The sequence below is a fragment of the Pontibacillus chungwhensis BH030062 genome (genome assembly GCF_000770675.1).
GTDB classification, from domain to species: Bacteria; Bacillota; Bacilli; order Bacillales; family BH030062; genus Pontibacillus; species Pontibacillus chungwhensis.
The window spans coordinates 58441-81726 of sequence record NZ_AVBG01000013.1; the positions used below are offsets into that span (position 1 = coordinate 58441).

Annotated in this window: 21 protein-coding genes; 4 read left to right on the forward strand and 17 right to left on the reverse strand. The window is 40.3% G+C overall.

Annotated elements, in window-relative coordinates:
• Nucleotides 1–3 precede the first annotated feature (3 nt).
• The 4 genes from N780_RS15190 to murG form a co-directional block, all read right to left on the reverse strand.
• A complete protein-coding gene (locus N780_RS15190) occupies nucleotides 4–1002 on the reverse strand; it encodes an ABC transporter substrate-binding protein (RefSeq protein WP_036786031.1) in 999 nt (332 codons plus the stop codon).
• A 557-nt stretch (nucleotides 1003–1559) separates the two neighbouring features.
• On the reverse strand, nucleotides 1560–3839 hold the full coding sequence (gene helD, locus N780_RS15195; protein WP_036786033.1) for an RNA polymerase recycling motor HelD: 2280 nt from the start codon (nucleotides 3837–3839) through the stop codon (nucleotides 1560–1562).
• A 117-nt stretch (nucleotides 3840–3956) separates the two neighbouring features.
• Nucleotides 3957–4274 carry an LIM domain-containing protein gene (locus N780_RS15200; RefSeq protein WP_036786035.1) on the reverse strand — a complete coding sequence of 106 codons (318 nt, stop codon included), beginning with the start codon at nucleotides 4272–4274 and terminating at the stop codon, nucleotides 3957–3959.
• Nucleotides 4275–4860: 586 nt separating this feature from the next.
• Entirely contained in the window at nucleotides 4861–5937 is a 1077-nt protein-coding gene (murG, locus tag N780_RS15205) for an undecaprenyldiphospho-muramoylpentapeptide beta-N-acetylglucosaminyltransferase (RefSeq protein ID WP_036786041.1), read from the reverse strand.
• Nucleotides 5938–6050: 113 nt separating this feature from the next.
• Here murG and N780_RS15210 point away from each other — a divergent pair, with 113 nt between their 5' ends.
• On the forward strand, nucleotides 6051–7421 hold the full coding sequence (locus tag N780_RS15210) for an MATE family efflux transporter (protein ID WP_036786043.1): 1371 nt from the start codon (nucleotides 6051–6053) through the stop codon (nucleotides 7419–7421).
• A 3-nt stretch (nucleotides 7422–7424) separates the two neighbouring features.
• Here the strand turns inward: N780_RS15210 and N780_RS15215 are convergent, their stop codons facing one another.
• The 5 genes from N780_RS15215 to safA form a co-directional block, all read right to left on the reverse strand.
• Nucleotides 7425–7892, reverse strand: a complete 468-nt coding sequence (locus N780_RS15215; protein WP_036786046.1) for a hypothetical protein — start codon at nucleotides 7890–7892, stop codon at nucleotides 7425–7427.
• Nucleotides 7893–7915: 23 nt separating this feature from the next.
• On the reverse strand, nucleotides 7916–8263 hold the full coding sequence (locus tag N780_RS15220; RefSeq protein ID WP_052115113.1) for an alpha-helical endospore appendage domain-containing protein: 348 nt from the start codon (nucleotides 8261–8263) through the stop codon (nucleotides 7916–7918).
• Between the two features lie 204 nt (nucleotides 8264–8467).
• A complete protein-coding gene (locus tag N780_RS15225; RefSeq protein WP_036786049.1) occupies nucleotides 8468–9892 on the reverse strand; it encodes an aldehyde dehydrogenase family protein in 1425 nt (474 codons plus the stop codon).
• A 627-nt stretch (nucleotides 9893–10519) separates the two neighbouring features.
• Nucleotides 10520–11734, reverse strand: coding sequence for a NupC/NupG family nucleoside CNT transporter (locus tag N780_RS15235; protein ID WP_036786053.1), 1215 nt, complete (start codon nucleotides 11732–11734; stop codon nucleotides 10520–10522).
• Between the two features lie 293 nt (nucleotides 11735–12027).
• The gene (gene safA / locus N780_RS15240; RefSeq protein ID WP_036786056.1) at nucleotides 12028–12651 is read right to left on the reverse strand and encodes a SafA/ExsA family spore coat assembly protein; all 624 of its coding nucleotides are present in this window, start codon (nucleotides 12649–12651) and stop codon (nucleotides 12028–12030) included.
• A 154-nt stretch (nucleotides 12652–12805) separates the two neighbouring features.
• On the opposite strand from safA, the gene N780_RS20205 reads away from it, so the two are divergent.
• Entirely contained in the window at nucleotides 12806–13135 is a 330-nt protein-coding gene (locus tag N780_RS20205) for an alpha/beta hydrolase (protein ID WP_036786202.1), read from the forward strand.
• Nucleotides 13136–13158: 23 nt separating this feature from the next.
• Nucleotides 13159–13332, forward strand: a complete 174-nt coding sequence (locus tag N780_RS20210; protein WP_232299551.1) for a hypothetical protein — start codon at nucleotides 13159–13161, stop codon at nucleotides 13330–13332.
• Between the two features lie 554 nt (nucleotides 13333–13886).
• Here the strand turns inward: N780_RS20210 and opp4C are convergent.
• From opp4C to N780_RS15275, 5 genes are read right to left on the reverse strand one after another with little or no spacing between them, the layout of a single operon-like run.
• Nucleotides 13887–14798 carry an oligopeptide ABC transporter permease gene (gene opp4C, locus N780_RS15255; protein ID WP_036786072.1) on the reverse strand — a complete coding sequence of 304 codons (912 nt, stop codon included), beginning with the start codon at nucleotides 14796–14798 and terminating at the stop codon, nucleotides 13887–13889.
• Between the two features lie 11 nt (nucleotides 14799–14809).
• Nucleotides 14810–15775, reverse strand: coding sequence for an oligopeptide ABC transporter permease (gene opp4B, locus N780_RS15260; protein ID WP_036786074.1), 966 nt, complete (start codon nucleotides 15773–15775; stop codon nucleotides 14810–14812).
• Nucleotides 15776–15810: 35 nt separating this feature from the next.
• The gene (opp4A, locus tag N780_RS15265; RefSeq protein ID WP_036786077.1) at nucleotides 15811–17574 is read right to left on the reverse strand and encodes an oligopeptide ABC transporter substrate-binding protein; all 1764 of its coding nucleotides are present in this window, start codon (nucleotides 17572–17574) and stop codon (nucleotides 15811–15813) included.
• Nucleotides 17575–17609: 35 nt separating this feature from the next.
• Nucleotides 17610–18611 carry an ABC transporter ATP-binding protein gene (locus N780_RS15270; protein WP_036786080.1) on the reverse strand — a complete coding sequence of 334 codons (1002 nt, stop codon included), beginning with the start codon at nucleotides 18609–18611 and terminating at the stop codon, nucleotides 17610–17612.
• Nucleotides 18608–19633 carry an ABC transporter ATP-binding protein gene (locus N780_RS15275; protein WP_036786084.1) on the reverse strand — a complete coding sequence of 342 codons (1026 nt, stop codon included), beginning with the start codon at nucleotides 19631–19633 and terminating at the stop codon, nucleotides 18608–18610. The genes N780_RS15270 and N780_RS15275 overlap by 4 nt, the downstream gene beginning before the upstream one ends.
• Before the next feature lie 271 nt (nucleotides 19634–19904).
• Here N780_RS15275 and N780_RS15280 point away from each other — a divergent pair, with 271 nt between their 5' ends.
• Nucleotides 19905–20369 carry a hypothetical protein gene (locus tag N780_RS15280; protein ID WP_052115114.1) on the forward strand — a complete coding sequence of 155 codons (465 nt, stop codon included), beginning with the start codon at nucleotides 19905–19907 and terminating at the stop codon, nucleotides 20367–20369.
• A 142-nt stretch (nucleotides 20370–20511) separates the two neighbouring features.
• On the opposite strand, the gene yhbH is transcribed toward N780_RS15280, so the two are convergent.
• The 3 genes from yhbH to N780_RS15295 form a co-directional block, all read right to left on the reverse strand.
• The gene (yhbH, locus tag N780_RS15285) at nucleotides 20512–21672 is read right to left on the reverse strand and encodes a sporulation protein YhbH (protein WP_036786094.1); all 1161 of its coding nucleotides are present in this window, start codon (nucleotides 21670–21672) and stop codon (nucleotides 20512–20514) included.
• A gap of 349 nt (nucleotides 21673–22021) precedes the next feature.
• Entirely contained in the window at nucleotides 22022–22792 is a 771-nt protein-coding gene (gene yidC / locus N780_RS15290) for a membrane protein insertase YidC (RefSeq protein ID WP_036786096.1), read from the reverse strand.
• A gap of 26 nt (nucleotides 22793–22818) precedes the next feature.
• Entirely contained in the window at nucleotides 22819–23127 is a 309-nt protein-coding gene (locus N780_RS15295) for a hypothetical protein (RefSeq protein ID WP_036786099.1), read from the reverse strand.
• Nucleotides 23128–23286: the final 159 nt, after the last annotated feature.

The window sequence follows — 23286 nt, forward strand, 5'->3', positions numbered from 1 at the left end:
TCATTAAATCGCGTCTTTTACTTTTGTAACGACATCTTCTGATACCCATTCGGTCCACACATCTTCGTGCTCCTTTAACCACCAGTGAGCTGCTTCCTCAGCACTGGCTTCATTCTCTTTCATGTAGCCTAAAGCACTTTGAGTTAACTTGTTGCTTGTTTCATAGTTTTCTAGGAAATCGTATACTTCAGGTGCTTGGTCAGGGAAGTCAGAATGTACAGCTACCGTTACCTTCGTTGGAGGAATCTCAGTTCCATAGTTTTCTTTAAACTGCTCTTCGTTGTATTCAGGTTCTTCTAATAGAGTAATATCAAATACACTTGTTACCCAAGTAGGAGACCAATAATACCCAACCCAAGCTTCCCCAGCTTCGTAAGCATCAGCTAAAGATGTAGCCAAGCCAGCTGAAGATCCTGGTCGGAAATAGTTGAAATTATCTAAGTTATAAGCATCTAATTTTGGTTCTAACATCTTGTCGGCAGCGAAACCAGACGGGGATCCATAAACCCTTCCTTTATCAGGATCTTCAGGGTCTTGGAATAGTTCAGGATATTTCTTTAAGTCAGCTACCGTTTTAAGGTCTGGTGCCATTGGTTCAATACCCCGTTCTTCATCTCCTTCAATAACGTAGGTCGGCACCCAATACCCTTGCTTATTATCATCAAAGTTTACAGATGCTTCTTTAATCTCATTCTTTTCAATGGCCTCATCGTATTCTTCTTGCATATTATCTACCCAAAACTCCATCATTACTTGAATGTCACCTTGTCTCAATCCTTGTACAACGGCAGGTGAAGATCCAGTGGTAACATCCGTTTCATAGTCAAATCCATTTTCGATAATAGTGCCTGCAATTTCGTTATGTACGCGTTGACTATCCCATCCTGCATCCGAAAAGGTAATCGTTTCAATTGAGTCACTTTCAGATTCTGCACTTCCACTACATGCTGCTAAAACTGATAAAAGCATGACGCTAACCAATATCGTTAGTTTTTTACACATATTGAACCTCCTAATAATTTTTGTGAACAATTTCACATTATTGTTCGAACAATTTGTTCTCTCGTAATGAATACTTCTTAATTAATCGCTTAAATAATGTGGGTAAATCAATTAATATTGCTGTGCTTTATAAAAAACAAGCCTATACAAGACCACAGGGGGGAGTTGTAATGAAGAAAGAGAGGATGAAATAAGGAATAAATCATTCTCTTGTGCAACCGGTTACCTCTTACATTTAGTTGTGCTTATGTCCAAATTTTATATCGCCTCCATTATTTATTCCAACATTTACTATTGTACATAAAAGGAAACACTACCATCAAAACTGATATTGTACCGTATTATGTAAAGAACATGTAAAGATGAGCACTGAGGGAATTTATTCTTTATTCTTGCATAAATCGTCATCTTTCCTCCTTATTCCACTAAAATAATCAATATTTGCAGAAAAGTTAGACAAAATTCTACATAGTTCTCTAATCAATAAACATTTTGTTGTATCATATAAAAAAAAGAACTGCCGAAGCTTATGTCGACAGTCTTGTAACTTTTAACCATTATAATATTGAGAATCGAGAATCCACCTCGTTGAGAAGAAAAGAGGTTGGTTCTTTCCCCCAAAACTGCAGTCTGTGTAAAGGGCGTGTCATAGCTACATAGAGTAGTTTCCGATCCAGTTCTGTTGGGGCGTAAGACTCGTTTTGGTTAACCAAGAATACGCAATCAAACTCCAATCCCTTCGCTAAATAAACAGGAAGAATAACAACACTGTCTTTCATCATTTCCTCATTTCCTTGAATGAACTGAAGAGATCCATCGGGAAAATACTGAGAGAGAGATTGATTAATAATCTGACACTCTTTTATCGTCTTCCCTATTAGAGCAAAACTCTTGAACCCTTCTTCCTTCAAACGCTTATATTCTTGATATAGCGCATTTTCCCATCCTTCTGTTTCTGCAGTGTGGAAAGAAGGTTGTTCTCCTCTTCTCAGAACCGGTTCAGCCAACGGCAAATCCGCGTTCATGGATGTTAATATACTATTTGCCACTTCCATAATCTCCATCGTCGTCCGGTACGTCTTCTGTAACGTTAAGTAATTAGGTTCCCTAAACACATGTTCTAAAATAGGTTGCCATTGTTTTAGGCCACGATATTGATAAATACCTTGAGCTAGATCCCCAACAATGGTAAATAAATCTGTATTCAATGCTCTCTTCAAACTAGCAAACTCCATATAAGAATAATCTTGAGCTTCATCCATTACGACTTTTTTTGCCCTATAATCAGGATCAAGCCCATATAAGTTTGCATGTAGATACAACAACATACCTAAATCCTCAGCGTCAACTTTATTCTTATTGAGTTGTTGAAGCGTGTGCGACCTTATAAACTGGCGATCTTCTTTCGACAGGTACTTCTGAAGTAATGTATCAAAGAGCTCTTCTTCTTGATAAAAGCGCGTAAAGTATTCACTCAAAGAAGCATTAGGGTACTGTTTCATGTATGCACGAACAGCCTTTTTAGATTCCGTTTCAATTTGCTTTAGTTTTGCATCTTTCTGATCCAAGAGAAAACTTACGCGTCGCTTTCGTTTGTCAGCATCTTTTATGCCATACAATGCACGATCAAGCTCATCATCATATTTCTTCGTCATTTTCTCGAGCATAACTTTCTTTTTCCGTTTCACATCGCTTATAAGGATTTGACGAATCTTCTCTTTCCGCTTATAAAATGGTAAGTAGGAATAGTCTTCTAAAAAGAGCTTCTTCATCTTCTTCCCATTTACAACTCGGAATCCTGCAATTTTCAAATCCTCTTCCACTAAAAATTCTAATTTCACATGCTGAATAAAATGATCGAGAACAGTCTGTAGTGACATAGAACCTTTCCATTCTGCCATCTTTAGAATGGCCTCTTCCTTATGGGAATGTTCTAATACATTCATAAGCGTCTCATGTTGTGTTTGAACAGTGAACGTATGCCCGGTAATAAGCTGGACATAGTCTACAAACGTTGTCGACCTTGCTTTTTCTACTCCTAATTCAGGGAGAACCTCTTTCATATAATCAATGAATAAGCGATTTGGAGCTAGTATTAGCATTTCCTCTGGTCGAAAGATATCTTGTAATGTATATAAGAAATAGGAAACTCGGTGCAGCGCAATCGTGGTCTTCCCACTCCCTGCAGCCCCCTGCACAACAATGGGCTTTCTTAGGTCAGCACGGATAACACGATTTTGCTCTTCTTGAATGGTCGAAACGATTTCGGTTAAACGATGGTCTGCGTTCTGGGATAAAGAGTCCTGAAGCAAGTCATCTTTAGTCGTAATATCAATATCTCTAAAATCAAGAAGTTCCCCTTCTTCTATAGAATACTGACGCTTTAAGGAAACATTCCCCTCATACCATTCACCATGCGCTTCATAACTCACATCTCCCACACGACCCTCGTAATAGACGTTCGCAAGCGGCGATCGCCAATCAAGAATAATCGGTTGTTGGGTTTCACGGTCGAACAGGGATACTTTCCCAATATAAAAAATTTCACGTTCTGGTTTCTCTTTTCGATGATAGTCAATGCGGGCAAAATACGGTTTCTTTCGGAGTTTCTTGAGGTTTTCTAGCTGATCTTTGGACATCTTCATGAAGTTCGCATGGGTAAGCATGTCCTGGTACTTTAAACTACTGTCCTTAAAATCAAGAGAGGCTACTGTACTCTCCTGCCGTTTCTTCAACGTTTCCTGATCCGATTGCTGGGCAGCTATAACGGAATCCATATACACTTTGGTAAACGTTAATCGATCTAGTTCTTCTTGATATTCAGGATGTTCTTTCATCTGCCATTCTCCTTTCACAAGTGTGATGTGAATGACGAGTCGGACGTGGTAGAGCACATACAATTTCGAAGCAACGTACCTACTCTAGCACATCCATATTCCAAAATAAAGAAATACTCACTTCGTTTCATAGACAACATAGGAAATGATACGAATAGTTACTGGGTATAACGCTAAAACACCAACAACATTCCCCAGATTACCTAGCCATTCCGTTACTCCAAGCACAATCGCAAGAATAAGTAGAGCGATTGACGTAATTGTCCAGCCCACTTGATTTATAGGTTTCCACATTTCATTAATCGATATGGTTTCTTCCTCTTTTAATTCAAAACATTCCTTGTGAAAAGGATAGATTTTTAAACGGCGAATCGCTGTCCGCAGGTCTTCCTTCTCGATCTTCTTTCCACAATAACGACACACTAAATCTTTCATACTGTTCTCCTTCCTCGTGATTCTGATTCTATTATATAGAATGCATTACTTTATAGATACATGTTTCTCTTCCACATAAGTTTCCTTATGTGGAAGATTTAAATTCGAGTTAAATGGGTTTTGGATCAATAAAAGTATAACGTTTTTGTTTGCTTTGGTAAGAGGAAGATGATCCTTTGAAAACACTCGCTTTCCTGCGGACGAACTCCAGAGCTTCCTCAGTCGCTTCACTCCCTGCGGGATCTCTGAAGCCCGTCTTTCCGCGGGAGTCTCGCATTTTCAAAGGACCACCTTTACCTTGATAGAGCTAAACAAAAACGTTGCCATATCAGAGGTGGATCTATCTCCTTTGTTTAAATGTGGGGGCGTAATCCCAATTAAATCTGGGCTTGCCCGGGGACTGCGAGACTCCCGCGGGGTGCCGTCTGAGGAGGCTTCCCAGCTCCCCGCAGGAAAGCGAGTAGCCCCCGGGCAAGCCCAAGCACATATAAACATAACGGCCCCATCACCACTAACATGACTTACTAAAACAAACCGCCCAAGAAGTTTCTTGGGCGGTGGTATAGGAGGATTCATATTTTAATGATTACTTCGATTTGGCGTGGGATTTAATAATATCTATCACTTGTTCTTTCGCGCGTCTGCTTTGATATTGACTCATTGCTTCTAACATCTTTTCTTTCTCTTTACTTAACTGGCGAACTTCTTCTAAGAAGCGTTTCTCATCCAATTCTTCTTCCTCAACGGATCGGGCGTACCCTTGTTTTTGGAAGGATTGTGCGTTTAGAATTTGGTCCCCTCTACTAGCATGTCGAGAAAGTGGAATTAAGAGCATAGGCTTTTTAAGTGCAAGGAATTCAAAGATTGCATTTGATCCCGCTCTGGAGACTACAAAATCAGTCATGGCGAATAGGTCATTTAATTCCTTATTTACGTATTCAAATTGTACATAACCAGGTCGATGAATGCTGTCATCTTGATTCCCTTTTCCGCAAAGATGGACAACTTGGAATTCTTTTAAAAGCTCATCTAAATTATCCCGAATGGCATCGTTAATTTTCTTCGATCCCATACTTCCTCCCATCACGAGTAAAACAGGCTTGTTTCGGGTGAAGTCGCATAAGGCACGTCCCCTTGCAGCGTCTCCTTGGAATAGCTCTTCCCTGACAACGGCTCCTACCCACTCTGCTTTTTTATCAGATATATGGTTCATCGTTTCAGGGAATGTTGCTAGTACTTTCTTGGCAAATGGCATGGCTAATTTGTTCGCAAGTCCCGGTGTATAATCAGATTCATGAATAACAGACGGCACCCCAGCCATACGTGCAGCAAGTAACACAGGCACCGATACAAACCCACCTTTAGAGAAGATAACTTGTGGTTTTCGTTTTCGCATAATGGAATAGGCTTGCCCAGTCCCCTTTAACACTTTGAAAGGATCCTTAAAGTTTTCCCTAGAGAAATAGCGGCGTAGTTTACCGGTTGATATCGGGTAGTAGGTAACTCCCCCAAGGGACTCGATCAATTGACGCTCGATTCCTTCGTGAGACCCAATATAATCAATTTCCCATCCTTCTTTTTGAAATTCAGGTATAAGAGCGAGGTTGACGATCACATGACCTGCCGTTCCCCCTCCGGTAAAGAGAATGCGCTTTGTGTTCATAGCTTTGACGTCCTTTCTATATAGAAACATTTTCAAATTTTCACAGTATCCGTAGAATGTATGCTATAATCCCCCTTATCGTAAAAGAAATTTCGGATAAAAGGAAGAGTTTCATGTACAAAACAGATACATGGCAACAAAAAGTTAAATTATTTCTTATTATTTTAGGTCCAATTCTTGTCACCCAGCTTGGTATGTATGCAATGAACTTCTTTGACACCGTTATGTCTGGTAATGCGGGTGCTGAGGATCTAGCAGGTGTTGCAATAGGATCAAGTCTATGGGTCCCCGTTTTCACAGGAATAAACGGGATTATGTTAGCCCTTTCTCCTATCGTAGCACAACTGACCGGAGCCGATCAGAAACAGGATGTGCCTAGCGCCGTTCGACAGGGCGTCTACCTTTCCACATTGCTTGCCCTATTCGTTCTGGTCATTGGATTCTTTGTTCTTGAACCCATCCTGAACTTAATGAAGCTAGAGTCAGAAGTTCGTTCGATTTCAAAAGGGTATTTAATCGCTTTAAGTACTGGCATAATTCCGCTATTTATCTATAATGGCCTTAGGTCATTTATAGATGCACTTGGGGCTACAAGGGTTACGATGGTCATTACCCTTTTATCCCTTCCATTCAACATCGTTTTTAATTACGTATTCATTTTTGGCAAGTTCGGATTTCCTGCTTACGGCGGTGTTGGCGCTGGAATCGCAACGTCTTTGACATACTGGGTAACACTGGTGTTTACAGTCATCATTATTATACGAGTTCGTCCATTTTCTACTTATGCCATCTTTAAAGTATTCGAGAAGCCTTCTATCCAAGCATGGTGGAGCCAACTCAAAATTGGGGTACCGATTGGGATTGCAATATTTTTTGAAGTCAGTATCTTTTCAGCTGTTACGATCCTCATGAGTACCTATAGTACCAATACTATTGCCGCTCACCAGGCAGCAATTAACTTTGCATCATTCCTATACATGATCCCTCTTAGCATTGCAATGGCTTTAACGATTGCTGTTGGCTTTGAAGCAGGCGGGAATCGTCGGGACCATGCAAAGCAATATAGCTACCTTGGAATAAGCATAGCCGTTATACTTTCAATTTTGTGCGGAATCGCTATCTATGCTTTTGATGGACCTGTTGCCAGACTTTACAATGATCAAACAGAAGTGATTGAAATGACAAAACACTTTTTGTTCTACGCCATCTTCTTCCAGATATCTGACGCATTTGGCGCCCCTATTCAAGGTGCACTCAGAGGATATAAAGACGTAAATATCACTCTAATCATGGCATTTGTATCTTATTGGGTAATCGGATTACCAAGCGGCTACTTAATGGCTACTTATACATTCTTTGGCCCAGCGGGGTACTGGATGGGGCTAATCACGGGTCTTGCTGTAGGCGCAATCACACTGTTTATTCGTCTTTTATATGTTCAAAAAGAAGTTCCTTCAACAGCAAACGCAACGAAAAGCCAATGACACTTACGGGTCATTGGCTTTTATATACTCAATAGCTGGATTAATCCAGATTCTTGCCTTATTGTTATCGCTTTTCCATGTATCAATCCATCTATTAATGCGATCCAATACATGAAATAATTCTAGAAACTTAGGATTGCTATAGAAGGGCGCCTCAATCTTATCCATTTCTTTATAAAGCTTCATGTGAAGGGTTTTCCATTCTTTCACAGCTGGATCATGAGCCCATTCATAGACATCGTCAATCGGAGTGATTCTCATCAAACACTCGATCTTCCCTTCCCAGATTTCAAACCATTTACAAATCGAAGAAAGAATCTTTATATATTCACAGTCTAGCTCAGTTCGGAGCTCTTTTGCAGATGCCTGCCTACAAATCTTCACCACATAGGTTAGTTCCAAACAGCTATTCGCTGATTTAAAGAAACTATGTAATAACCGCCTCCTTTGTTGTGAAGATACTTGGTACATGCCCTACACTCCTCTATAATAAATCAACAATCATTTCCATCATCATGACAAGTACAGTAGTGCGGATGCTGAGAATCCTGTAAGGGTAAACACTCACATACTTCCTCTAACTTTTTCAACAGTAGCCATTCTTTCATAATAATACTATCTACAAATTTCCTAGCCCCTTTTTTGAAAGAAATAATTTCATGAGGATGTGGCTTAGAAGGGAAGTCAAGGCATTCCCCTACAAAAGCGTGGATTTTTTCTGCTTCTGCATTTAAAAGATTAGCAAGAGCCATTTCTTCTAACGCAATAGATTCTAACAAGTCAATCGTTACTTCTTTTTTGTTAGGACGATTCGGCTGATGGGGCGTTTTGTGCATACTCATATAAAACCTCCTAACTAATAAACCAGCTTTTTATTGATTTCATTTCAGTATATGGCTCCCCATCAGTGAGTCATGACAACTAATTATTGCTCTTTTATTCCAGGCATCAATATACAACATTATTACCTGGGAAATTTGAAGATTCAGCAGCATTCGACTAAAAAAACTCGTTTTGGATATCTTCCAAAACGAGCTTTAACAACCTTATTGTTCTAAATTCATAACGACTAAACGTTCTTCAGTCATATCTTCAATTGTGTACTTTGGCCCTTCTTTGCCCCAGCCGCTGTTCTTAACACCCCCGTAAGGCATAAGGTCTACTCGGTACTGAGAAGCATCATTAATCATAAACCCACCAACCTCTACTTTCCGAGCAGCTTTAAAGGCACGATCGACGTCTTGTGTAAAGATTCCACCCTGTAACCCATAATTAGATTTGTTTACCTCTTGAATGCACTTGTCGAGGTCAGAAAAAGTCATCATCGTAACTACAGGTGCAAAGATCTCTTCACAAACAACTTTCATAGAGTGATCGACGTTCGTTAACAGAGTAGGTTCAAAAACAGATCCTCTTCGTTGGCCACCGTAAATGACATCAGCTCCTTGTCCCTTGGCCTCCTGGATCCACTCTTCAGCCCGTTCAGCCTCGTCCTGACTAATCATCGGACCTACATCCGTTTCATCATTCGTTGGGTCACCTACATTCAATTCTTTCGTAGCGGTTATAAAGTGTTTCTTAAAGTCTTCGGCTACATCTTCATGAACGTACATGCGCTGCACAGAAATACAAACCTGACCTGCGAAAGCAAAACTCTTTTGAGCTAATGTTTCAGCCGCTTTCTTTACATTAGCTGCTTTGTCCACAATGACAGGTGAATTATTTCCAAGCTCTAATATCAACTTATTCAAGCCTGTATTTTGTTTTAGCTTTAATCCTACTTCAGCACTTCCTGTAAACGTGTAAAGATTAATACGTTCATCCTTCATCATTTGGTTTCCAATTTCTGACCCTGACCCGACTACAACGTTTAAAAACCCTTCAGGAAGACCTGCTTCTTGGAATAACTGCGCCAATTTCAAAGAAGAAATCGGGGTGTTTTTTGCTGGCTTAAGAACAACAGCATTCCCTGCAGCTATAGCCGGAGCAATCTTATGAGAAACAAGATTTACAGGGAAATTAAAAGGACTGATCGCTCCAACGACTCCAACAGGTACCTTGATGGTAAACGCCATGCGATTTTCTGACCCTGGAGCTGCCTCCACAGGCACACCTTCTCCATGAATTCGTTTTGCCTCTTCAGCAGACAGTTCAAATGTTTGAGTAGCTCGGTCTATTTCAGTTCGTGCCTGCTTAATTGGTTTACCAGCCTCAGCTGTAATAATTTGTGCCATTTCTTCTTTATTTTCTTGCAACAACTCACTTACTCTATGGAGAACTTCAAAACGTGAGTAAGGTGACATTTCTTTATTACGATACGCTGACTCTGCACTAGTAATCGCCTGGTCTACCTCATCTTTCCCGGCTTTCGACACCTCCGCAAATACTTCTCGAGTATACTTATTGTACACCTCTACAGTTTCTTTGGATTTTGCCCATTCACCATTTATAAAAAGTCCGTACTGCTCCATAATACGAGCACTCCTTTATTTGGAATATTGCTTTGAATATTACCTTTATTAGGAAATTGTAAACATCAAAGAACGAGCTCCCCTCCTATTCCATAAATGGGCACTATTGTTGAACACTCGAAACTAAGTGAATGTTTCCGTTTACTTGAATTAAGCGTAAGGTGGTTCGGGAAATCACTCGCTTTCCGCGGCGAGCTGGGGAGCCTCCTCAATCGCTACGCGCTTTCCGGGGTCTCCCCTAAGCTCCTACTGCCGCAGGAGTTTCGCAATTTCCCGAACCACCTCTGCCATATAGGATGAAACGGAAACATGCCTTATGTGGTAATCCCACCACTTCCACCCCCTTCGAGATGCAGGACCGTTCGTAAAACTATAGGAAGGGGGGTCTGGGGAACGAGGAGACTCCTGCGGGAGAAAGAGATCGACGAGACCCCGCAGGGTGGCCTTCCCGAGGAGGCTCGACAGCTCGCCCGCGGAAAGCGAGTCGTTCCCCAGACACCCCAAGCACTCAATAAACGTAACGGTCTTACCCAAACAAAAGTGTCTCAGCTCCGAGTCTTCTATGTAAGTTGGGGCAATAATGGCAAAAAAAACGCTTAGAACATAATGTTCTAAGCGTTTTAGACTTTATAAGAATAGTCCAGCGATTGTTGCGGATAGTACAGAACCAAGTGTCGCACCGATTAGCAACTTCAAGCCAAACTTAGATACGGCTGCACCCTTCTTACTATCAATTCCTTGAACTGTACCGGCAATAATACCGATAGAAGCGAAGTTCGCGAAGCTTGTTAGGAATACAGATACAATACCAATTGTTTTATCAGACAATTCATTTGGCTGATTAGCCATAATATCTGTCAATTGAAGCATTGCAACGAATTCGTTTGTGATGATCTTCGTACCCATTAAGCTACCTGCTTGAATGAGGTCGCCAGAAGGAATACCCATTAGGAAAGCAAGTGGAGCTAGTACATACCCTAAAATCTGTTCTAATGTAACCCCAGAGAAAACGCTTGAGATTAGGAAGTTAGCAAAGTCAAGAGAAGCTGTAAATGCTACTAACATCGCAGCTACGATTAAAGCAATCTTACCGCCATCGAGAGCGCCGTTCCCCATTGCCTCGAAGAAACTGTTCGCGTTGGAAACTTCTTTAATGTCTACATGGTCTTCTTCTTTTGATACTTTTACAGGAGCGATAATTGATGCAAGAATAAGGGCACTAAACATGTTCAACGGAATCGCTACAAGTACAAATTGTTCTGGTAACATTTCAAGATATGCACCTACAATTGAAGCAGATACAGATCCCATTGCGGAGGCACTTACGATATATAGTCGGTTGTTTTCTAAGTGGTGAAACTGAGATTTAATCGCCAATAACGCTTCAGACTGGCCAAAGAACATACTGTTTACAGCGTTAAATGATTCTACTTTTGGAAGTCCTGTGACTTTAGAAATCGCAGCTCCCATGTATTTAATAATCGTAGGTAGAATTTTTAAATATGTTAGTACAGAAAGAAGAACAGCGAAGAAAATAATGATCATAAGAACATCTAGGAAAAAGACGTTCATCGGATTTCCATCTTCCCCAACGTTTGCAACGTTTGGAAGAATAAAACTCACACCAGCTCGTCCAGATTGAATGAGCTGATCAAACGCAGCTGAAATTCCTGTAATAATGATCTTACCAATCTTAGTATTGAACACAAACCAAGTCGTAAACAATTGAAGCACAAGCATAATTCCGATACCTTTATAATTAATGTTGCTTCTGTTATTGGACATTAAAAATCCGATACCAAGAACGACTACAATTGCAAGCAAGCCAAGTAAAATATTCATGGCACAAATGCCTCCCTTTCCCTTTTATATAAAATTAATAATGATTGATATGACGGCAATGAAAATGCTTTCATTAATACCTTCTTACAGAATCATACCAAGTTGTCAGACGTCATGCAAATGCAAACATTTCCAGATAAACGCTTACATAGGGAAAAACGTTAATTTATCGCTATTTTCAATAAATAAATTTTTTTCCCTGTTCTCGTAGTATTGTCCTATTGCGTTTGAATCATGTCGTGTAGAGGTGTTTTTCATCCAAAAAAAGCCAGCCCAAAAGGCTGACTTTTACATTATTTTGTTATAAATTGTTGAGTCCAATAGTGGCCATAACTACCGCCCTGAGCATATCCTACTCCAATATACGTTAAGTCTTTATCAAGAATATTCTTTCTGTGTCCTGGGCTATCCATCCATGCTTGAACAACTTCTTGCGGAGTGCGTTGACCTGCTGCAATATTTTCTGCTGCTTTACGATACGAAATGTTAAACGACTTCATCATTTCAAACGGTGAGCCATAGGTCGGGGAATTATGAGCGAAATAACCTTGGTCTCTCATATCACGTGATTTGTAACGCGCTACACGCGATAACTGCCAATCGCTCTTTAAAGCAGGCAAGCCTTGCTTCGCCCGTTCCTTGTTTGTAAGGCGAATGACTTCTTGTTCAACTGATTTAATGTCTCCTTTTAGCGGAATTGTAACTCGATCACCAGGATAAATTAAATCAGGATTACTAAATTGAGGGTTCGCATTAATAATTTCTGTTAGACCAATTTGGTATCGTTTAGAGATCTTCCAAAGGGTGTCACCACTCTTTACGGTATATGTATCCGTACTCTGTGCATGGCTAGAACCGGGCACAATCATGACAACAAGTAGAACTGCAAAAAGAAGGGAAAATAGAATCTTCTTCATTTCTTATCGCTCCTTATTTTTTTAATCATGTGTAGTGTGCCTAAAATAAGGAAAAATACTCATCATTCACAACAATACATTAATAAAACCTACATTTAATAAAGATCAAAAAAGGGTATTATACATGAATCACTAATTAAAAGGAGTGGGTATAGTGGCTGTAGGCTGTCTCTTCATTCATGGGTTTGGTGGAGCTCCTTATGAATTAGAGCCCCTTTATAAAGAAATGGAAGAGTATTCGAACTGGGAATTAAAAATCCCCATTCTACCCGGTCACGACGAGGACGAATCCCTTAAAGAACACGAGTATATGGAGTGGGTGCAAAAGGCAGAAAACGATTTAAGGAAGTTGAAAGAAAGGTGTGAGACCGTATATATAATCGGCTACTCAATGGGTGGAGTCATCGCTGCTTACCTCTCCACCAAGTACAAGGTTGATAAACTTGTTCTATTTATTTTAAAGAGGTCACAACCCCTACTTTAATCCTTCAAGGTGGAGAGGATGGATTGCTCCCCCCAAAAAGCGCCAGATACATTTATAATTCCATCCAATCCACAGAAAAAACTCTTCACTTCTTACCTCAGTCCAAGCATATGGTTTGTCACGGCCCAGACCAATCCGATCTCATCGACATGTGTTTTGACTTTTTGAGCCACAGTAAACGTACGGAATCTTACTAAACTAATAAGATAGGTAAGCCCTCCTTATATGGAGGACTTAGTTTTGAGATGGTTATGTTATGCGATAAATGGAGTGATGTTTCCGTCAGCCTTAGTGGAGCGTAAGGTGGGCCTGGAAACCACTCGCTTTCCGCGGGCGAGCTGGCGAGCCTCCTCGGGAAAACCACCCTGTGGGGTCTCGTCTACCTCTTTCTCCCGCAGGAGTCTCGTAATTTCCAGGCCCACCTTTGCCAAATAGGGAGAGACGGAAACGTGCCATAGTTGGTAAGTATGGGGATTAAGAGCAAATATAATAGGCGGGTCGTTCACCTGTTTAACGTTAGGGCAGGCTTGGGGACTGCGAGACTCCCGCGGGGTAAGGAGCCTAGGGGAGACCCCACAGAGAGCGAAAGCGAACGAGGAGGCTCCCCCAGCTCCCCGCAGGAAAGCGAGTAGTCCCCAAGCCTGCCCTTGCACTTATAAACGTAACGGCCCTCAGTCACAATAAAGTGTCTCGATATCGAGTCTTCGTTGAAATTAAAAAAATCTACCAAAGAAACTTTGGTAGATTTTACTTAACGGAAGGATTTTGGATTAAAGGCATCTTTAACCCCTTCTCCGATAAAGTTAATGGCTAGGATTGTAAATACAAGGATTACTGCTGGTGGAACCCAAATCCATGGCATATCCTGAAGAACTTCAGGTTGTTGAGAGGCACTCAACATGTTCCCCCAACTTGGCACTTCCTGTGGTACCCCAAACCCTAAGTAGCTTAGAGCTGATTCGGCTACTATCATGTTCGCAAACAAAATTGTCGCTTGAACAATGACGGTTGTAAGAACATTTGGTAGCAAGTGTTTCATAATAACTTTATTCGGTCGGCCACCGATTGAAGTGGCAGCTAGTACATATTCATTTTCTTTTTCAGATAATATCTTACTACGGACAAGACGGGCAACCCCACCCCAACCGAGAAGACTAATAACCCCAATTAGTACACCGACACCGCCAACTTTACCGAAAAGGATTGCATTAAGAACGATAACGAATACTAAGAACGGGAAGTTTAAAACAAAGTCTGTGAATCGCATTAACATACTATCTACGATTCCACCGAAGAAACCAGCAATGGCTCCTACAATGACTCCAAGTAGCAAAATAATCATTGTACAACTAATACCAACAAATAACGATACTCGTCCTCCATATAACAAGCGAACGAAAACGTCTCGTCCACTAGTATCCGTTCCAAACCAGTGCTCGGAAGAAGGAGGAAGTTTCATTTGCCCAATATTAACTCGTGAAATATCCACGGTAGTTATGTATGGAGCTAAAAAGGATAGGATTGCTAAGATGATTAAATAAACTAAACTAATCATCGCTAATTTGTTCTTCATAAACTTTCTACGGGCCATTGCCCAAGGGGACATACTCTTGGGTGGCTTTGTTGTTTTTAGTTGTGGGTCTTTGTTAGGAACAACTTCCATAGCCACACCTCCTAATCAATTCTGATCCTTGGGTCAACGATTCCGTATAATATATCAGCGATCAAGTTACCAATTAGTACAATGAACGAGAACATTAAAGTTAACGTCATCAGTGTCGGATAATCAGAAGCTTGAACTGACGTTAGGAATAATTGTCCTAAACCTGGATAAGTAAAAATCGTTTCTGTAATCAGTGCACCGTTAACTAAAGATACTAAATCAAAACCTAAGAAAGTAATCAAAGGAATAACAGAGTTTCTTAAAATGTGGTGATTATAAATTCTTGATTCTGGCGTACCTTTTGCACGAGCTGTTCGTACAAAGTCTTTATTACTGTTATCAATAATATCGTTACGCAAGAATTGTGTGTAACTCGCCGTTCCCATAGCCCCTAATACTAGTGCAGGTAAGAACGTATGATAGACCTTACTTAACCACCAGTCTAGTGTACCTTCATCAACGGCTATGTTAACGGAACCATTAAACGGAAACCAACCTAATTGGAATGAGAAGAAATAAATCGCAAAAACACCTGCGATATAACTAGGGATCGCCAACATCATGTAGTTAAATCCACCGATAAAGTGGTCCAATTTAGTGTAAGGCCTTCTCCCAGCTGTCATTCCCATAGCAAAGGCAAAGCAGTATGTGATGACTAATGACATTATTCCCAAGAATAAAGTGTTTGGCAAACGTTGAGCAACTAAATCACTTACAGGGATCTTGTACTTAACAGATTTACCAAAATCTCCTTGAACAAATCCAGTGATCCAATCGTAATACTGTACATGAATAGGATCATTATATCCTAACTTCTCACGCATTTCTTCAATATACTCTGGATCGGTATTATTCGGATCTATCTCTCCAGAGAAGGGATCTCCTGGCATTGCTAATGCCAGGAAGAACACTACAATGGAGATAAGGAGTAACATCGGAATCATGCCTAATAATCTACGAAGTGTGTACTTTAACATGGACATTCCCCTTATCTAATACTTACAAGATGGTCTTAGTTCTGGATGTACCATTCGTGAGGGCTGTTAGAACCTGATACATCAAATTCAACTCCACCTACACGCTTGTTTACACCATAAATTTCTTGAAGTTCAGCAATGTAAAGCATTGGTAGCTGCTCGTTAAGAAGTTGTTGCCATTCACCATAAACTTCTTTACGTTTTTCTTGATCTGTACCAACTACATCAATGTCAATCGCATCTTCTAGAAGCTGATCACTTTCTTCGTTCACCCAACGAGTATAGTTCCAAAGCTGGTCAGACTTCCAAAGAGCAGATGGGTCTGGGTCAGTACCTGTACCCCAACCACCGAAGTACACTTCAATACCTTCAGCATCTTTCTCAAGCTTGTCATAGTAAAGGCTTGATTCGATCATTTCTAGTTCAGATTTCAGTCCTACCTCTTCCCAGTACTGAGTTAATGCTTTTGCACGGGACTCAAATGTTGGGTTTGTAGAAGAATAGTGAGCAAAGTTAACGACGAACTCTTCACCATTTGGATCTTCACGGAAACCGTCATCGTTTACATCTTTATATCCTGCTTCATCAAGAAGACTTTTCGCTTTTTCTGGATCATATGCATAGTCGTTTAGTTCGTCTTGATCAGCTGCAATCCAGTGAGCAGTTGGTACTGGTGCGTTTACTTTAGAACCATAACCACTAAAGAATGCGTCAATCCACTGGTCACGATCAATTGCATGGTACATTGCTTTACGAAGCTTTAAGTTTGCGTATTTGTCATTTTGTTCAACAACTTCTTTCTTTTCGTTGTCGAACTTACCAAATTTGAATCCAACATAGTAGTATGCAAGACCAGGATATGTTACAAGATCAACATTTTCCATTTTTTCTACTTGTTCACCTAGTGTAGGGTGAACAGGAACCATGTCCACATCACCATTTTCAAGAGCACCAATTACTGCTTTGTTATCAATTACTTTAACGATAACTTTGTCTAGCTTAGGAGCGCCTTTCCAATAGTCTTCATTTGCTTCAAACTGGTACGATTCACCAGGTACAACTTTAGTAAGTTTAAATGGTCCAGTACCCATCATGCTTTGACGTGTTTTTTCACTGTCAAGAATGTCAGCTACTTCTACACCTTCCCAGTAGCTACGGTTCATAGGATATGACCAAACATTAAGTAAGTTGTTTACACGAGCTTTGTCGAATGTAATCTTAATTTCATAATCACTAATAACTTCGATACCAGAGATGCTGTCCGCTTCTCCATCACGGTAAGCTTTTGCACCTTCGATTGTTTCAACGTTTGCATAACGAGGACCTTCATAATCTGGGCTAGCAAGCGTTTCAAGTGCGAACTTCCAGTCTTCAACTGTTAGCTCATCACCATTATGCCATTTAATACCTTCTTCAAATGTGAATGTATACACTTTGTTATCCTCAGTGCTCCAATCAGCAACATTTGGTTGAATAGCTAAATTCTCGTCATATTCGAATAATGGATCTACAGCGAACTGGATAATTTCAAAGTCAGTTGCTGTACCATAGTAGTGAACGTTCAAGATACCTTCTGGTTCACCATCAATTGCGTAATTTAACGTTCCACCCTCTTGTGGCTCTCCACTTGCTTCTTCTCCACTGTCACCTTCAGAACCTGTGTCCTCAGTCGTATCTTCCGTGTCGGTATCTTCACCGTCACCTGAATCTCCGTTAGCATCACTGTTACATGCTGCTAAGAATAACGTTAGCATTAACATTAAAGACATTAGCCAATAAAAACTTCTTTTGTTCTTCATGAAAAAATGAACCCCCCTGATATTTTTAATGATTATTACTCATAAAGAAGACATGCGACGTGCTGACCTGGTTTCACCTCCTTTAATTGAGGTTTAATTTTAGAACATTCATCCATCGCTTTTGGACACCTTGTATGGAAAGGGCACCCAGATGGTGGATTTTCAGGACTTGGAACATCCCCTTCAAGGACAATCCGCTCACGCTTTTGCCCAATTTTCGAGGCGTCTGGGACTGCTGAAATCAACGCTTGTGTATACGGGTGTAAAGGCTCTGCATAAATAGAGCTCTTCTCAGCTACTTCCATGATATTTCCTAGATACATAACACCGATTCGATCACTCATGTGTTTTACAACACTCAAGTCGTGTGCGATAAAGAGATAGGTTAAATCAAATTCATCTTGTAACTCATTTAATAGATTCAACACTTGTGACTGTACAGAAACGTCCAATGCAGATACAGGCTCGTCCGCAATAATGAGCTTTGGTTTAAGCGCAAGCGCTCTGGCAATCCCTATACGCTGACGCTGTCCACCTGAAAACTCGTGTGCGTACTTATAGTAAGCATCTTCAGGAAGGCCTACACGATTTAACAAATCCATAACTTCCGCTTTTAACTCTTCACCTTTACGGTTTTTATGGTAGTTCTTAATAGGTTCGCTTACGATATCCCCAACCATTTGCATAGGATTTAAAGAAGCGTAAGGGTCCTGGAAGACCATTTGGATATCTTGTCGGATATCGCGAAGTCGTTTTCCTGTCAGTTTGGTAATATCTTCGCCGTTGAAGAGCACCTCTCCATCCGTAGGATCTAGTAATCTTAAAATGGAGCGACCAGTAGTAGATTTCCCACAGCCCGACTCGCCTACAAGCCCAAGTGTTTCTCCTTTCTTAATGTCAAAAGAAACACCATCTACTGCTTTTACGGCCCCGATCGTGCGCTTGAAAAAGCCGCCCTTTACCGGGAAATGCATCTTCAAATCGTTCACTTCTAGCAATTTTTCGGTTTGAGATTTGTTCAATTCGGTTATACTCATCGTAACACCTCTTCTTCAGGTCGACTTGTTTCGTAAAGTAAGCAAGCTACTTCATGACCTTCTTCATTTTTCGCTAATTTAGGTGTAACGGTTGTACATTCCTTCATGGCTTTTGGACAACGATTAGCAAATCGACATCCCACTTCCGGCATCTTCGTCAACGAAGGTACAATGCCATCTATTGTCGCAAGCATATCTTTCTCTTCCTCTAAGCGAGGAATAGCTCCCATCAACAATTCTGTATATGGATGTTTAGGTGAATTGAATAGACGCTGAACATCTGTACGCTCTACAATTCTTCCTGCATACATAACAATAACCTCATCACAAGTCTCAGATACAACTCCAAGATCGTGTGTGATAAAGATAATGGCCATATCATTCTTCTTTTGAATATCCTGAAGCAGTTCAAGAATTTGAGCTTGTACTGTTACGTCAAGGGCTGTTGTTGGCTCATCTGCGATTAGTAACTTCGGCTGACATGCAATCGCCATTGCGATCATGACACGCTGCCTCATACCTCCGGATAACTGGTGAGGATATTCGTCAACGATTCGCTCAGCCCGAGATATTCCTACAGCTGATAATAATTGAACAACCTTTTCCGTTGCCTCTTTTTTAGACAATTTAAAATGGTTATGCAGTACTTCCTCCAACTGATAACCAATCGTAAATACCGGGTTTAAGGAAGTCATAGGCTCTTGGAAGATCATCGAAATATCTTTACCCCGAATTTTATTCATTTCTTTATCATCTAAACCTTCTAAATTCCTTCCTTCAAAAAGAACCTCTCCGTTTCGGATTTTTCCGATTCCTTTTGGTAACAAATTCATGACAGATAAAGACATTACACTTTTTCCACAACCGGACTCTCCAACGATTCCAACGATTTTACCTTTTTCGACATTAAAAGAAACACCGTCGACCGCATTGTGGTCTTTTCCCTCAATACTAAAGGCCGTCTCTAAGCCCTTTACCTGAAGTAAAGGTTCATGATTTACATTTGATTGTGAGTTATTCATTAGGACACCTCAGATTTAAAATTTACAAATGTATTAGAATTAATAATTTTCTGATTTTTTATTATAGTAAACTATTTATTGGTAGAACGTCAATGCTTTATTAACAATTTATTGTAATATGTGCGAAATTTTTTAAAGATTTGTAATAATAATGTAATAATTGACGCTAGATTATCATGTTAAATAATCTTTTCGGCCTATTAAACGTAAAGGGACATATGAATTTGTGTCGAATAATAAGATGTAGAACCCATTCAATAGGAGGAGTAAAATGAAACAAGAAATGGATCAGTTACATAGTTCAGAAGATTTCCATAAGAAAATGGCCGTAGATCTATTTAATTACGTTTGGACCTTTCTTGACCTCGAAGATCGGACTTCAGTACAAGAGCAAACAATGATTCATGCTGCGCATGCTTCGAGGTATCACTGGGAGCAAGTTGGTTCTCCGATCAACAAAGTTCGAGGGGATTGGCAACTAGCTAGAGTATATTCTGTTAGTGGCAGATCAGAACCTGCCATTTATCATGCTAGGGTCTGTCTAGATTTATGCTTGGATGAAGAGATCGGAGATTTTGACTTGGCTTTTGCATACGAAGCAATGGCAAGAGCGTACAAATTAGCTGGTCAAACGGAGAAGAAAGAAGAATACAAAGAATTAGCTCTTAAAGCTTGTGAGGAAATTAAAAACGAACCAGACCGACGTATTGTAATGGAGGACCTTGCTTCACTATAAGGTTATTTTATTTTGCTTCTCCATCACTCTAGAACAATCAGATTATATTATATAACGTCTAAATACCTAACCCCCTTACATACTGTGGAGATTTAAACACACAAAAAACTCGAGTCCTCCATGAAGAGAACTCGAGTTTTCCCTATACCATTACTTCCTCATCTTCCTCTTTAAAGAAATGCTTCATCGCGTAAAATACATCAGCTTTTCTTCTTAACACAAAGTGTCTGAAGCGTTCATCTTCAATTTTCTTATAGGCTGACATTAGAGTACTATGACGGTTATACTGATTCACTTCACCATATCCAAACATACTCGATACGTCCATTAACTGTTCAACGAGCTGTAAGCATCGTTTGTTATCAGATGTTAAGTTATCTCCATCAGAGAAGTGGAATGGGTATATATTGTAACGCTCAGGGTTATATTTCTTATCAATCAAATCAAGCGCCTTCTTATACGCCGATGAACAAATGGTTCCTCCACTTTCCCCTTTTGAGAAGAAGTCATCTTCTGGTACAACTTTAGCTTCTGTGTGGTGAGCTATAAATTCAATATCTACTGTTTCGTATTTCGTTCTCAAGAAACGCGACATCCAGAAGAAGAAACTACGGGCCATATATTTTTCCCACATGCCCATTGAACCAGAGGTATCCATCATGGCTAACACAACCGCTTTTGATTCTGGCTTTACTTCCTCATTCCACGTCTTGTATCGAATGTCTTCTGGGTAGATTGGATTAAACGTTGCATCCCCTCCCATAGCATTCCTCTTAAACGCTTCTAGCATAGTACGTTTCTTATCAATATTTCCTTGTAATCCCGTCTTACGAATGTCATTAAAATTAATATCCGTTGTAATGATGTTATCTTTCTCTTTCTCCTGCAAATTCGGCAAAGCCAACTGATTAAACAAAGCCTCTTCTAACTCCGCAATCGAAATCTCTGCTTCATAAAAATCCTCACCAGGCTGATCACCCGGTTTCTCACCTTTTCCTTGCGCTTGCTGCGGGGATCCATCCCTCGCAATAACATCTCCGACTTGGCTGTCTCCTTCACCTTGCCCTACATGTTTATTCTTATCATGGTTATAGCGAATCTTATATTCATCCAACGACCGAATCGGAATCTTCACAACATCTTTCCCATTAGACATCACAATGTTTTCTTCAGAAATCAGGTCCGGGAGTTGATTCTTGAGCGCATCCTGAACTTTCTCCTGGTGGCGCTGCTGATCATCATACCCTTTTCTATGGAGGGACCAGTTCTCTTCAGAAATCACAAAATTTTTCGAACGACTCATCCTTACCCCTCCTCCATTTTGTTTACTCTATCATATGCAGAAGTTGTCATTTTGATTAAAAATTCTGAAAATTTATTTATAAACGTGTCCCTTTCCGCACATGACTGCTTGCACCCATAGCGTTCCGTCCGCGACAACACTCTATAAACCCCGAAGCTGACCGTCCCTCGCCTAATGTTATATGTCTTTCATCATATGAGCGAATGCCGTCTATTATGAGTCAGTCATAAATAGAGGACATGTATGGTCACGTTTATTAGAATCCAAAAGTGATAATGCTGACCGCCTCATTGTTTTTAGAAGAAAATAAAGCCCAGGATCCTATAGAGGCGCCTGGGCTTTGTTTTAATTAGTTTGAAGTTTGCGGTACAGGTTCTGTTTCCGTTTGATACAGTTTGCGTCCAATAATTGTTTGGACAATCAAGAACAGTCCCCCTACTGCCCAGTAAACAGGTAACGCTGCTGGAGCGTTAAGAGAAATGATTAAAATCATCACTGGTGAAAGGAGGCCTATTAGTTTCATCTGTTTTTGTTGGGATGACGGTACGCCAACTAATGAAACCCGATATTGAACAAAATATAAAGCCCCTGCTATGAGAGCCATTGCTATATTGGGCTCGCCAAGGTTAAACCATAGGAAAGAGTGTGTCGCAATGGTTTCTGAGCTTCGAATAGCAAAATAAAAGCCCATTAAAATTGGCATTTGTAAAAGCATAGGCAGACATCCCATATTAAGTGGATTCACGCCATGCTTTTGGTATAGAGCCATCAGTTCCTGCTGCATCTTTTGTTTATCTTCAGGAGTAGCCTCTTTCATTCTTGCCTGAATATCATCCATTTCAGGCTTCATTCCTGCCATTTTCACCTTCATTTGTTGCTGGCTTTTATACATATTCAGCATAAGAGGCATTAACACAAGACGAATAATGACGGTAATGATAATAATGGCTCCCCCGTAATTCCCCCCTGCAACAGATGCCGCCAGTTCTATGGCTTTCGTGAAGGGTTCAACGAATAAATTGTGAAGAATCCCATCACCACCATCCTCCTGACTTGAACATGCTGATAGTACAAATGCTGTAACAATAAATAGCAGACTTGTTTTCCATAAAGCTTTCATTCTATTACATCCTCCTCAATAGTCGATTATAAAATGAGTAATCGATTATTGAGGTAGTCTTCATCATCTGGTGAACTTTCTTGTCTCCCAATTGTTTTGCAAAACCAGCTAACGAATTGGTCGGTCGGTTTTACTCCGCTATTCATATGAGACGGTAATTGAATAGTTGTTTGTTTAATGGACCAATCTTTTGAAAATAAATTGGCTGCATCGCCTACAAGTGATCCCCATACTCTATTAAACGCAAGGGATAAGAACAAGCTTGCATAAAATGAATATAGAAAAGGATCATTGACTAAATCCATATCCAAAAGATATTCGATAAGCATATTCATTCCTCTGCCTCATTTCTACTTTGTATCTCTTACATTTACGGCATAACCATTTAATGCGTTTCATTTTTCTTATCATCAGTCTACTACTTTTTCAACTCTCAAACAACCAACCTAAAAAAGCCCGTTCTGCAAATAATAGCAGAACGGGCTTTCAGATGA